The following is a 13129-nucleotide window of genomic DNA, read 5'->3' on the forward strand; positions in this document are numbered from 1 at the left end:
AGGCACATCTGCGATCACGCCCGCCAGCATCTCTGGCGCCATATTCGCAACGGCCCCAACCAGTAGTCCACCGGCCGATCCACCGTGAATGACGATCTGACCTTTGCCTGTGAAGCCAGCGGCGATCAGGGCCTCGCCTGCTGCGATGAAATCTTTGAAGGTGTTGGGCTTGCGCCCGAACTTCGCATCTTCGTACCACTTGCGGCCCTTTTCTTCACCCCCGCGAGTATGGGCGATGGCGTAGACAAACCCGCGATCCACTAGCGATAGACGGTTGCTGGAAAAGGAGGCGGGCATGCTCGCCCCGTAGGAGCCGTAACCGTAGAGCAGGCAGGGCGCTAATCCGTCGAGCGTCGTTTCTGCGCGATGTAGGATTGTGACGGGCACTTCGGCGCCATCGTGCGACACAGCGGTGATGCGCTTTGTAACGTAATCCGAAGGGTCATGTCCCGATGGCACAACCTGTTCTTTCACCATCGTCCGATTGCTAGTCGCCAAGTCAAAATCAAACGTCCGTGCAGGAGTCGAGGGGGAGGAATAGACAAAGCGAACCTGATCCGTCTCATAGTCTGGCCCCACATCAAGACCCAGAGAATAAGCCTCCTCATCAAACGCGATGGCTTCGGCTACATCGATTGCGGGATCCCCAGCAGGAGCAAAGCGAATGACGGGTAGGGCGTTCTCCCGTTCAATCCAGACAAACCAATCGGCGAGTGTGTTGAAATCAACGATTGTGCGCCCCGGTTTGTGCGCCAAAACTTCCGTCCACTTGTCGCGATCAGGCGCGGTAACGGGCGCGCGCATCACTTTGAAATCAAACGCATCATCTGCGTTTGTGGTGATAAAGAACGCATCGCCTTGATGATCGACATAGTATTCTTGTCCCACTACGCGGGGCGCGATGAGCGTGGGCTTCGCGCTGGGGTTTGATGTGTCGATGAAGTGAACCTCACCTTCGTCATTCATGCCCGTTTCGATGAAAACATATTTGCCAGAGCGGGACCGGAAGAGCGCCACCCAGTACCGCTCATCTTCCTCCTCATAGACCAACACGTCGGCTTGATCCGGCTGGGTTAGGTCGTGCCGATACACCTTGTTGGGCCTGTGGTTCTCATTCATTTTCACGTAGAACAGCGTGGTTTCATCTGCCCAAGCGACCGCGCCGACATCCTCGATGCTGTGAGGTAAATCTTCACTCGTCTCGATCGTGCGGAAAGACAGGCGGTGAAACTCCGATCCATTGGTGTCGCGCTTCCACGCAAGCGTTGTGTGCGCGGGCGAGACGGCCATGCCGCCAAGCTGAAAATAGGCTTCTTTTTCCGCCTCAACGTTCGCATCAAGCACAGTAGTAAGATCGCCGCCATCCACCGGTTTGCGGGCAAAATGAGGGTACTCCTGTCCGGTCTCGAATTTGGTTTGATAGTAGAACGGGCCATTCTTCTGTGGTGGCGTTGTATCGTCTTCTTTGATGCGTCCGCGCATCTCAGCAATCAGGGCCTCTTGCAGGTCTTGCGTGTCCGCCATCGCTTTTGTGTAATAGGCGTTCGAATCTTCCATATAGGCTTTGATATCGTCTGGGAGTTTTGACGGCTCCCGCATGGCTTCCTGCCAATTGTCCGCACGCAGCCAGTGGTAGGGATCGGTGAGTGTGACGCCGTGATGCTCAGTAATTACGTCTTCGCGGCGTGCAATTGGGGCGCCGTTAAGCGCTGGGAAGTGACGTGGCATAAGGCCCCTTTCGGGTCTAGCGGGCGAGCCGTTTGGCGATGCCTTCGGACAGTTCAAGCAAAGCGAGGGCTTGCGCCCGCGCAATATCGCGCACCTCGCCACTGTTAAGAGGTTTGCGAATATCAAACCCGAAAGATCCATTGGGAAAATCAATCCCGTCGCCGCCGATGAAATACTGTCCAGACAGGTGGAAGAGACCGTCAGATCCTGCCAACATTTGCGCAACGCGTACGTCGATCGCGACATCCGGCAGGCCCGCAAATGGCCAAGGATCGGGGCCGACCGTTGCGCTTAAGATCGCATCAAGCTGCTGGGTCATGGCCAGCGTCACAGCCCGTTCCGGATCATCTGCCCAGAGGATATCAGCGCTTGTCCCGATGATCCCCGGCGCCAATTCAATCGCGATTTCCTCCGCCGCGGCGTAGGTTGGCAATGACACGGTTCTGACCATCGCGGATCTGACCAGCGCATGCAGTTTCAGCTCTGACGTCACAGGGCTGAAATCAAGACGGTTGGTCGGCGTGGTGGAACAGGCTGTCAGGGTGGCGATGGATAGTGCGAGTAGTATTCGGATCATCTTCATCGTCCTATTAGGAGAGAGCTGGGATTGCGCTGGATGGTGCGGGCAAGCGACGAAATGGCATCGGCCGCCTCTTGAATGTCTCGCAAGGTCGCCAGCGTTTCAGTGTTGAATCGTGATCGTTCGCTATAGTCTTCGACAATCGATTGCGTCTGCCGAACCAAGGCGTCGGCGCGGGCTGCCAATTGGGGCAGGGCGTCGGCGGCGGTTTCAATCGCTCGTGCGGCTTCGGCGGCAGACGTCAGCGCAAGATTCAGGTTCTCAATCGCACCGCCGTGCCGTAGGTCGGCCAGAAGGCGTTCGATTTCAGCGACTGATGTGTTCAGGTTCTGTGGCAATTCATCCATGCCCTCAGCACCGACGAGGCCATCGATGGACTCCAGCGTTTGTGTGGCGGAAGCCACCAGTTCGTCTAACGCCAATTCATTGGCTGAGGTCGCGAGCTTGTCCAATTCCTCAACAACTTTTGGCAACCCGTCGCTTGCCGTTTCGATCGACTTCGCTGCGTTGTTCGCACTTTCAATCGCGGACACAAGCTGTTCCGCGACGTTGGCCTCACCAATCTCAGCGGCGACGGAGTTGATCATCGCGATTGTTGCACGCAAGTCCGTTGGGAGCGCTGTGAGATCTTCGGACGAAATGAACGCCTGCGTGCCCGCCAAGACCGATCTTGCGTCAGCCAGGGTTGTCTCAACCGAGGCAGGCAAGCCAGCCACAGCGTCGCTGGCAAAGAGAGTGTCGACACGTTCCAAAGTCCCGGTCGCTTCCGCCACCAAAGCGGCGAGTTCCAATGCGTTGATATTGGCGATCAACGCTTCCAATTCATCCGAAATCTGCGACAGGTTTTTGGTGCCTGATGCCACGTTTTGCGCCGCGTTCGATGTCGTGGCGAGAGCGTCGGCCAAACCTTCGGCTAATTGTGCCTCGATAAAGCTTTTCACCAAAATGTCGAGATCGGAAATCGTCGCCAACAGGTTCGGTGTGATTTGCTGAATGTCATCGGAACTCACCAAAGCGCGCGCATCGCCGATCAAGCCGGCCACATCTGATGGGATCGCGCGGGTGTTCTCATCATTGGTCAAACGCTCAACACTCGCCATCAAATCTATAGCCCCTTGCATCAGTTCTTCAATAGGCAGGTTTTCGATGCGGGCCAGCACGTCCTCCGTTGTTTGTGCCACGTCCGAGATCGCGTCTTCAGTGGTAGGGATCGTCGGATAGGGAAGTTGGGACGGATCCAGCCGACCTGGCGGCAAGGTGTCGTCTTGGTGGAGTTCAACAACCAAAGATCCAGACAGGATATTCTGCGTGCTCAACCGCGCGCGCAGCCCCTGAGAGACTAGATCAGACAACAGACCAATGGCGTCTTCATCTGACACGTCCGTAGTCATCCCAAGACGTCCTGTCTCAATTTGCAAAACGGCACGCAGCCGAACGGTCGACACATCGTCACTGTCATCAACTACCGCATTCAGGTCTGAAACCTGACCAACACGTATGCCTTGGAATTGAACCTGCGACCCTTTGGTCAGACCTTTGACTGATCCGTCGAACAATACGGCAACCTTGATGACGGGCGTTTTTGGATTGGTGAACACGCTGTCACGGGCCGCGCCCTCATCGGAAAAAAGGCCAAACTCAAAACCGTTTGAGACGGGTTCACCGCCCGAAACAACGGTGTCGAACGCCACGCCGCCTTCGATAAGTGAGGCGAGCGAGTCCACATCAAGCTCCACACCCGATGTGCCGAGCGAGATTGAAAAACCGCTGGTATCCCAGAACCGTGTGGCGGTGGTCAGATTGCGGTCATAGGGGAAGTTGATGAAACCGTTCACACGCACGCCCGGTTCGTCGAGCGTCAGCTCAGGCTCTTCCAAAAACCCGACCTTGATCCCTTTGTGAAGGATTGGTGCTCCCGCTGCGATAGAACTGCCATCCCGCATCAGGAGTACGATGGAGGTTCCCAAAGCATCCAAGGTCGACAGTGGCGCAGCCACTTCGGCATAAAACTCATAGGCTTCTTCGGTAAACGTGGCGTCCCAAGATCCTTCGATGAAAACGCCGGACAACACCGTCTCGAGCCCCGTAACACCGCGTAGCGACACATCAGGTTGAACCAGCCAGAACGTGGCATCCTTGTCGATAAACTCTGCGTAGTCTTTCTGCACGCGCACCGAGACGACGACATCAAACAGATCGGCTGTCAGCGATACCTTTTCAACCCGTCCCACTTCCACATCTCGGAATTTGAGGACGGTTTCGCCAGCTGTAATCCCTTCAGCACTTTGGAAGATGATATCGATCAGCTTGCCGCGCTGGGCGTAGCTTTGCCACGCCACAAAAAGCGAAACGGCAAGCGCGAGAAGCGGCACCAACCACACCCATGACAGGCTCGCACGCGCGGGGCGCATATTCATTTTCGCCGGGGTTGCATCACTCATGCTTGGCCCTTGCTCGCATCCCAAATCATCCGCGGGTCAAAACTCTGCGCGGCTAACATCGTGAATACCACCGACAATGCGAAGCTAACAGCGGCAATTCCAGGATTGATCGTCGCAACTGCTTCAAGCTGAACCAAGGCCGATAGGATCGCCACCACGAACACATCGATCATCGACCACCGGCCAATAAATTCGACCACATCAAACAGCACATTACGCTGATGCGTGTTCAACGTTGATTTGCGATGCACGCTGATTGCCAAATAGCCAATTGCGAGGAACTTCCCCACAGGGATCATGACGGAAGCCACAAAGATGACGATCGCGATGCCAACGCTGCCCAGCTCAACAAGCTCGATAACGCCGCCAATGATCGTGCTGCTGGATTTATGGGTCAGGCTGTCAGTGATCAGCATGGGGTAGAGGTTGGCCGGAATGTAAGCGATTATTCCGGCAATCAGCCATGCCCATACCTTTTGAAGGCTCTGGGTATCGCGGCTTCTCAGTTTGCCGCCACACCGGCCGCAATGACTGGTCGACATGGCTTCGACCTGTCCGCATCGACGGCAGGCGACCAATCCCGCTTCGCGGGCGGTCGTCAGCTCTGTTGTTGATCCAACGCTTCCCAAATCGAATACCTGCAAATGAGTTGATCTTTGAGGACGGTGATGATGACCAATCCGGCCAAAGCCCAGAACGCAGGGCCAAAATGGACCGTCGCGAGCCCTGACACTTTGATGAGCGCGACCGTCACGCCGACCATGAAAATCTCCACCATCGACCAAGGCCGCAGCGTTTCAGCCAGTCCAAACGCCTCTCGGGCAAATTTGCGGGGGCGCGCGCCACGCACCAAAGGCGCGATGGCGTAGATGAGCGCCAATAATCGGGTCAGGGGCAATATCACGATGAAGCCTGCAATAGCCAAAGCCAGCGGAAAGGCAAACCCATTCTGAAAAGCCATGACTGCGCCAAGAACCGATGTGGCATGCTGCCGGCCCTGCACGTTCAGATCCAAGAAAGGGAAGCTGATTGCAACGACCATCAAAACAAAGGCGGTTAGTGCCAGGCTCAATATCCCCGCCAGCGCCTGCGGCCGCGATTTCATCAGACCTGCGCCGCACCGGCGGCAAGATGCGCTTTCACCCGCGTCAAGCAACCGCGCGTAATGCAGCGTGTCGCAATGGGGGCAGGCGACGAGATCTGTTAAGGGCGGCAGAGACATAGTTTGGGACTGTCCACGGTTCTATCCCTCCAAAATAGTGCGACTTTTGGGAAAGCACCATGGGCGGGTGTCAGGTTATCACGTCTGGCCCATCTCTACCTGTTTTTGACCTGATACCTGTTAGTGCTTCGGTGGCTGCAATGAGATCTTCGAGCGCAACTTGCGGGTCGAGGGTGAGTTCATTTGTGTCAGTAACCAACCGTTCCAGATAGACACGGATCGTCGCCCCTTCTGTCCCTGTGCCGGATAATCGCAATACAGCGCGGGCGCCGCCGTCGAAGAAGATACGCAGGCCTTGTCCTGTAGAAACGCTCTTGTCGACCGGATCGTTGTAGCTGAACTCATCCGCGCGTTGGATTGTGAGCGCACCGGCGGTTTGACCGCCAATTGCGGTCAATCTCGCACGAAGGTCGGAAATGATGCCATCGGCAATGTCCTTAGGCACGGCTTCATAATCATGTCGGGTGTAGTAATTCCGGCCATAAGTCGCCCAATGGTTTTTCATGAGGTTTGAGACGGAACCTTTTTTCTTTGCCAGTATATTTAGCCATAGCAAGACCGCCCAAAGGCCGTCCTTCTCCCGCGCATGATTGCCGCCAGTTCCGGCGCTCTCTTCACCGCAGAGCTGCACACGACCAGCGTCCAACAGGTTGCCAAAAAACTTCCAACCTGTTGGCGTTTCAAAACAGTCGATCCCCTTGGCATCTGCAACACGATCCACAGCGCCGGAGGTGGGCATCGACCGCGCAACACCCGTGAGGCCCGCGGCAAAAGCTGGTGCTGCCTCCGCCTGTGCAGCAAGAAAAGCCAAACTGTCAGAGGACGAGATATACTGATTTGGTCCCACGATCATGTTGCGGTCGCCGTCACCGTCGCTTGCTGCGCCAAAATCGGGGGCGTCGGGGCCGTACATGATCGCCATGAGCTCCTTCGCCCAAACAGGGTTGGGGTCAGGGTGGCCTCCGCCAAAATCAGGGCTCGGCGTCGCGTTGATTACAGTGCCTTGTGGTGCGCCAAGCGCCCCTTCAAACAGAGCGACGGCATAGGGCCCCGTGATCGCGTGCATGGCATCAAATGTCATTCTAAAACCATCACCAAACATCGCGCGAATGGCTTCAAAATCGAACAGTTTCGACATGAGTTGAATGTAATCATCTGTTGGGCTGACGACATCGATGGTCATGCCAGCCAACTCAAACTTGGCGATGCTGCTGAGCGGGATATCATCCGCCTCAACAATGAAATAGCGATCAATCTTTTGGGTCGCTGCTACAATACCGTCGGTTACGAACTCCGTCGCAGGTCCGCCGTTTGGCATGTTGTATTTCAGCCCAAAATCCGCATTCGGCCCGCCTAGGTTATGGCTTGCCGATAGGATCAGCCCGCCATCCGTTTCGTGCAGCCTGATAAGGTGGGATGCGGCGGGTGTGGACAAGAGCCCATCTTGTCCGACAATCATCCGTGCCATACCGTTGGCTGCGGCCATCTTTAGGATGATCTGAATCGCATCGTTGTTGAAATAGCGCCCGTCGCCGCCCAAAATAAATGTTTTGCCTTTCACCCCGCCAATCCCATCAAAGATCGACTGAACGTAGTTCTGTAGAAAATGCGGCTTCATAAACTCTGCAGTCTTCTTGCGAAGACCAGAGGTGCCGGGCGTCTGACCCGAGATGGGGGAGGTTTTGATCATTGCGTCAGTCTGAATGTCGTTGCTTTACTGGACGTGAGCAGGGTGATGGCTTTTCAGTCAGTTGAAGGTCAAGGTGAATTCAGCAGGTAGCGGTTTCTGGATGATCCGTTTGGCGTTCGGGATATCATTGCTCTCAGCCCGACGTGTGGCCGCTGCGCGGCTGAGGTTGAGGTTGAGCCAACGCTGGATCAGTCGTGCCCTGATTTCGGGCAAAGGCACGTCAATTCGCGCAGAAATATCCCAAGCCTCCGCCAGTACTGACCAAGGCGGTTCGTCAAAAAGAAGGTGGTTCCCCTCCAAGATCACGACGGGGCATTCAGGGGGGACGTGAATGGCCCCCGCAATCGCAATGTCGCGCGTGCGATCAAATGTTGGCGCAACAACGTTGTCGCGGCGCCGCAGCGCATCCACGATCCGTATAAATCCTGCCGCATCGAATGTTTCTGGCGCACCCTTGCGGGCAAGAAGCCCGTGCTGCTCCAAAACGCTGTTGTCCAAATGAAAGCCGTCCATCGGCACGACCACATTCGGGCATTTCTGCACGCTCAAGCGCCGCGATAATTCGCTGGCCAGTGTTGATTTTCCGGAACCCGGCGCACCGGCTAGGGCCACCAGAAGCCTTGGCTTCGTGGCACGAACCGTATGCACCCGATCCGCCAATATACTGACGTGTTCGGTTATGTCTTTCACGAGCGTTTTGCCTGCACTGCTATACATTATTTTCCCCACGCTAGCGCGGCCAAGTGAGTCGGGCGACAACAAAAACGCCTTTTCGCCAATTCACGGCAAAGGCTTGCTGGAAAAGCGCATTTGAGCACATTAGTCTCCTTAAAGAGATGAAATGGGTTGCTTTTTGATAAGCGGCTTTCGACGCATTTTCAGCCTGTTCATGGCGGTCTGGCAGACGGCGAGCGACCGAAATGTGGGGCTCATTTCTGCCGGCTTAGCGTTCTTCGGGATGTTTTCCATCTTTCCGGGGTTAGCCGCGATCATCGCGCTTTTTGGCCTTTTGGCCGCACTTGTCGTCGTTGTTGGTCAACTTGAACTGATGCAGGAGATTATTCCGCAGCAGGCCTACAAGATCATCCATGATCAGATCATGCGCTTGCTCAATGCGCGGTCTGAGACGCTTGGTATGACAACCATCATTTCCATTTTGGTAGCGCTTTGGTCCGCGCAGGCGGGGGTTGCGGGCCTAATGGGGGGCTTAAATGTGATTGCCAATCGGTGGCTACGGGCATTTCTGAAAGGGGTTGTCGTGGCACTCACGTTAACGGTCGTCCTTGTTCTGCTGGCGATGATGGCGATGGCGGCGGTTGTGATTGCGCCCATCGTGTTGTCCTTCCTGCCGTTGTCGATGGGCAGCGCGGTTGCGCTTGAGCTGTTGCGATGGCTCTTGGCTCTTGTGGTCCTGTTCTTCGGCCTCAGCATTCTCTACCGCTTTGGGCCAAATTTGCGCGGGGCGAGCATTCGGTGGATCACCATTGGAGCGTTTCTTGTGATTGTTTGTTGGCTCGCGGCGTCGACGGGGCTGTCATACTACTTTTCGAATTTTGCCAGCTATAATGAAGTGTACGGATCGATTAGCGCTGTTATTGCCATGCTCTTGTTGCTCTATATCACTGCCTACCTGATCTTGCTTGGTGCAGCGCTCAATCTGCATGTTCATGGCAGCGTCGTTGGCGCGTGGGAGGATGCTTAAAGCATAAGGCAGTTTCTTAAATGGCTTGACCTGCCGCCAATTTGTTTGGCCGTTATGGTGTTTTTGACTTGGCATATGCGCGGGCCTGTTGGTTTCGTGGATTTTGGCGGTGGCTGGGCCAATTGGGTTGGTGGCGCGTTCGTCGCGTTGGGTGTGGGGTTAACGGTGGTTGCCTTGCTGCGCATGCGGGCGCACCGCACGACATCCATCCCGCATATGTCACCCACCGCACTTGTGACGGATGGTATCTTTGGGGTCAGCCGCAATCCGATCTACCTCGGCGACCTCTTTATCCTGCTGGATTTGATCCTGCGTTGGAACGCGCCGCTGGTGCTTTCTTTGCTGATCGTCTTTCAACTTATCCTAACGCTTCGCTTCATCCGACCTGAAGATGCGCGTATGGCGGTGCATCTTGGCGAAGAATTCACAGAATACGCGAAAAAGACGCAACGTTGGTCCTGAAAGTTAGCGCAATCTGGATAGTTTCCCGTAGTTGGTCCCTTGTGAAATAATATTGCGCGCTATAATTCACCGTTACTCAATACCTATTGAAGAAGGGGATGGCCCGTGAAAATCGGCTCACCAAAAGAGATATTCGAGGGCGAAGATCGCGTCGCAATGACGCCTGCGTCCGCAAAAGACCTCCAGAAGCTCGGCTATGACTGCGTCATCGAGACCGGAGCAGGCCTTGCTGCTGGCTTCTCCGACGCTGCATATAAAGAGGCGGGCGTTGAGGTTGTGAAAACCGGCGCGGCGCTGTTTAAAGATGCCGACATCATCGCAAAAGTTCGCCCACCTGAAGATAAAGAGATTAAGCGCCTGCGCGACGGACAGACGTTGATCTCCTTCTTCTATCCAGGTCAGAACGAAGCTTTGATGGAAAGCGCAAATAAGCAAGGCGCGACTGTTATTGCGATGGACATGGTGCCGCGTATTTCCCGCGCGCAGAAAATGGATGCTTTGTCCTCCATGGCGAACATCGCGGGTTACCGCGCCGTTATTGAGGCCGGCAACAACTTTGGCCGCTTTTTCACTGGTCAGGTCACGGCCGCTGGTAAGGTGCCACCGGCCAAAGTCCTCGTCGTAGGGGCAGGAGTTGCAGGTCTCGCCGCGATCGGCACAGCCACATCACTTGGCGCGATCACATATGCCTTCGACGTGCGCCCAGAAGTGGCAGAGCAGGTTGAGTCGATGGGCGCCGAGTTTGTCTTCCTCGATTTCGAAGAAGAACAGCAGGACGGCGCGGCGACGGGGGGTTATGCCGCCGTATCCTCACCAGAGTTTGCAGCAGCCCAGCTTGCCAAGTTCCGCGAACTGGCACCAGACATGGACATCGTCATTACAACAGCCTTGATCCCAGGCCGCGATGCGCCGGAGCTTTGGACCAAAGACATGGTCGAAAGCATGAAGCCGGGCTCAGTGATCGTTGACCTTGCGGCAGAGCGCGGCGGCAACTGTAAGCTGACCGTTAAAGACGAAAAGATCGTCACAAAGAACGGCGTGACCATCGTTGGCTACACAGACTTCCCAAGCCGGATGGCGGCGCAGTCCTCATCGCTTTATGCGACAAATATCCGTCACATGATGGCTGATCTGACGCCAGAGAAGGACGGCAAGCCTGTACATGACATGGAAGATGATGTTATCCGCGGCGCGACTGCGACCCACAAGGGTGAGATCACTTTCCCACCGCCACCACCCAAGGTGCAGGCGATTGCTGCGCAGCCTAAGAAAGAGCTGGCACCGGAACCAACACCAGAAGAATTCAAAGCGCGCGAAGCGGCCGAGTTCCGCACCCAAACACGCAACCAAGTTGCGATGTTGGGCGTCGGTGGCTTGCTTCTGCTCCTCGTGGGCACAGTCGCACCACCCAGCTTCATGCAGCACTTCATCGTGTTCGTGCTAGCGGTATTCGTTGGCTTCCAAGTCATCTGGAACGTGGCGCACTCGCTCCACACACCTCTGATGGCTGTCACCAACGCGATTTCGTCGATCATTATCTTGGGCGCTTTGACCCAGATTGGATCGGGTTCAGCGCTTGTGGTCATTCTCGCCGCTGCAGCGGTGTTTATGACGGGCATCAACATCTTCGGGGGCTTCCTCGTCACACGTCGCATGCTTGCGATGTTCCAGAAGTCTTAAGGGGTTAGGAACATGGAATTCGGTTTCACAACAGCGGCTTACGTTATTGCAGCTATCCTCTTCATCCTGTCTTTGGGTGGACTTTCCGGCCAAGAAAGCGCCAAGCGCGCCGTGTGGTACGGTATCGCCGGTATGGCCCTTGCGGTCGGTGCCACGCTGATCGGCCCCGGCTCCGGCCTCTGGCCTTTGTCAGTCGTGCTTGTCGCGGTTGGCGGCGTGATTGGCTACCAACTGGCCACCCGCGTTCAGATGACGCAAATGCCGGAACTGGTCGCCGCTATGCACTCCCTTGTGGGTCTCGCGGCTGTTCTGGTCGGCTTTATCGCGCATTTCGAGATTGGTCGCGTTGCGGGTCTGTCGGGGGAAGAAACGAAAGACCTCGGCACCTTTGCAGCACTTGTTGCCAAGAAATCAGCGGTGGAGATCAACATTCTGCGCGTTGAATTGTTCCTTGGCGTCTTCATCGGTGCGATTACCTTCACCGGCTCCGTCATCGCTTATGGCAAACTGGCGGGCAAAGTGGACAGTGCGGCAACAAAATTGCCGGGTGGTCACCTGCTGAACATCGCGGCAGCTGCGCTCTCCTTCGTATGCTTAATCTGGTACTTCAACTCCGGCGGGTTGCTGCCGTTGGTCCTGATGACACTGGCAGCGCTTTTCATCGGCTATCACCTCATCATGGGGATCGGTGGCGCGGACATGCCTGTCGTCGTGTCGATGCTCAACAGCTACTCAGGCTGGGCTGCGGCAGCGATTGGTTTCTCGCTCGGCAACGACCTTTTGATCGTGGTCGGCGCGCTTGTGGGCTCCTCCGGTGCGATCCTCTCCTACATCATGTGTAAGGCGATGAACCGCTCCTTTATCTCGGTCATCCTCGGCGGCTTTGGCGGCCCAGCGGGCGAGCAGATGGCGGTTGAGGGCGAACAGGTTGCCATCGATGCCGACGGCGTTGCGACAGCGCTGAACGAAGCAGATAGCGTCATTATTATCCCAGGCTACGGCATGGCGGTGGCTCAGGCGCAAACGGCCGTTGCTGAATTGGTCCGCAAATTGCGCGCCAAAGGCAAAAACGTGCGCTTCGCAATCCACCCCGTTGCGGGGCGCTTGCCGGGTCACATGAACGTGCTCTTAGCCGAAGCGAAGGTACCCTATGACATCGTGATGGAAATGGATGAGATCAATGACGACTTCCCTGATACGGACGTCGCCATCGTGATCGGCTCCAACGACATCGTGAACCCAGCCGCGCAAGACGATCCAAACTCCCCAATCGCAGGCATGCCCGTTTTGGAATGTTGGAAAGCGAAACAGGTGTTTGTGTCGAAGCGTGGTCAGGGTACTGGCTACTCCGGAATTGAGAACCCGCTGTTCTTCAAAGAGAATACGCGCATGTTCTACGGTGACGCGAAAGCGTCTTTGGATAGCTTGCTGCCAAAGATCGACTAGACCGACCCAATTGTGTCAGCAAAGCGCCGCGTTTCCCCTGAAACGCGGCGCTTATTATTTGTTTTGCCAAACAATTCGCTGACGTGTCCGCGATTGTCTCAGTTGAATGGCCAATTGATCGACAAAGTTTTATCTGCATTTGGTCAACGCCAAGGTGCAGTCTGTATTTAGTAAATTC

General features: G+C 55.8%; 11 protein-coding genes. 4 read left to right on the forward strand and 7 right to left on the reverse strand.

Annotated features, from left to right (window positions below; genetic code table 11):
• The 7 genes from ACTF5F_RS07980 to ACTF5F_RS08010 all read right to left on the reverse strand — a co-directional run.
• On the reverse strand, positions 1-1728 hold a 1728-nt coding region (locus tag ACTF5F_RS07980; protein WP_438956344.1), incomplete at its 3' end, for a S9 family peptidase.
• A 16-nt stretch (positions 1729-1744) separates the two neighbouring features.
• The gene (locus tag ACTF5F_RS07985; RefSeq protein ID WP_438956345.1) at positions 1745-2305 is read right to left on the reverse strand and encodes a PqiC family protein; all 561 of its coding nucleotides are present in this window, start codon (positions 2303-2305) and stop codon (positions 1745-1747) included.
• 2 nt (positions 2306-2307) lie between these two features.
• The gene (locus ACTF5F_RS07990) at positions 2308-4749 is read right to left on the reverse strand and encodes an MlaD family protein (protein WP_438956346.1); all 2442 of its coding nucleotides are present in this window, start codon (positions 4747-4749) and stop codon (positions 2308-2310) included.
• Positions 4746-5378 (reverse strand): paraquat-inducible protein A, encoded by a 633-nt coding sequence (locus ACTF5F_RS07995; protein ID WP_438956449.1) that lies wholly within the window; start codon positions 5376-5378, stop codon positions 4746-4748. Before ACTF5F_RS07995 ends, ACTF5F_RS07990 begins: the two co-directional genes overlap by 4 nt.
• The gene (locus tag ACTF5F_RS08000) at positions 5348-5971 is read right to left on the reverse strand and encodes a paraquat-inducible protein A (protein WP_438956347.1); all 624 of its coding nucleotides are present in this window, start codon (positions 5969-5971) and stop codon (positions 5348-5350) included. The genes ACTF5F_RS07995 and ACTF5F_RS08000 overlap by 31 nt, the downstream gene beginning before the upstream one ends.
• A 70-nt stretch (positions 5972-6041) precedes the next feature.
• Positions 6042-7661 carry an alpha-D-glucose phosphate-specific phosphoglucomutase gene (locus ACTF5F_RS08005; protein WP_438956348.1) on the reverse strand — a complete coding sequence of 540 codons (1620 nt, stop codon included), beginning with the start codon at positions 7659-7661 and terminating at the stop codon, positions 6042-6044.
• 57 nt (positions 7662-7718) lie between these two features.
• Complete coding sequence (locus ACTF5F_RS08010) at positions 7719-8378, reverse strand: sugar transporter (protein ID WP_438956349.1); 660 nt, start codon at positions 8376-8378, stop codon at positions 7719-7721.
• 124 nt (positions 8379-8502) lie between these two features.
• On the opposite strand from ACTF5F_RS08010, the gene ACTF5F_RS08015 reads away from it, so the two are divergent.
• The 4 genes from ACTF5F_RS08015 to ACTF5F_RS08030 all read left to right on the forward strand — a co-directional run bounded on the left by ACTF5F_RS08015 (position 8503) and on the right by ACTF5F_RS08030 (position 12951).
• Complete coding sequence (locus tag ACTF5F_RS08015; RefSeq protein WP_438956350.1) at positions 8503-9363, forward strand: YihY/virulence factor BrkB family protein; 861 nt, start codon at positions 8503-8505, stop codon at positions 9361-9363.
• A gap of 75 nt (positions 9364-9438) precedes the next feature.
• Positions 9439-9825 (forward strand): methyltransferase family protein, encoded by a 387-nt coding sequence (locus tag ACTF5F_RS08020; protein ID WP_438956351.1) that lies wholly within the window; start codon positions 9439-9441, stop codon positions 9823-9825.
• A 105-nt stretch (positions 9826-9930) separates the two neighbouring features.
• Positions 9931-11505: a Re/Si-specific NAD(P)(+) transhydrogenase subunit alpha gene (locus ACTF5F_RS08025; protein ID WP_438956352.1), complete on the forward strand. Its 1575-nt coding sequence runs from the start codon at positions 9931-9933 to the stop codon at positions 11503-11505.
• Positions 11506-11517: 12 nt separating this feature from the next.
• Complete coding sequence (locus ACTF5F_RS08030; protein ID WP_438956353.1) at positions 11518-12951, forward strand: NAD(P)(+) transhydrogenase (Re/Si-specific) subunit beta; 1434 nt, start codon at positions 11518-11520, stop codon at positions 12949-12951.
• Positions 12952-13129: the final 178 nt, after the last annotated feature.

This window comes from Cognatiyoonia sp. (genome assembly GCF_965661665.1).
Lineage (GTDB): Bacteria > Pseudomonadota > Alphaproteobacteria > Rhodobacterales > Rhodobacteraceae > Cognatiyoonia.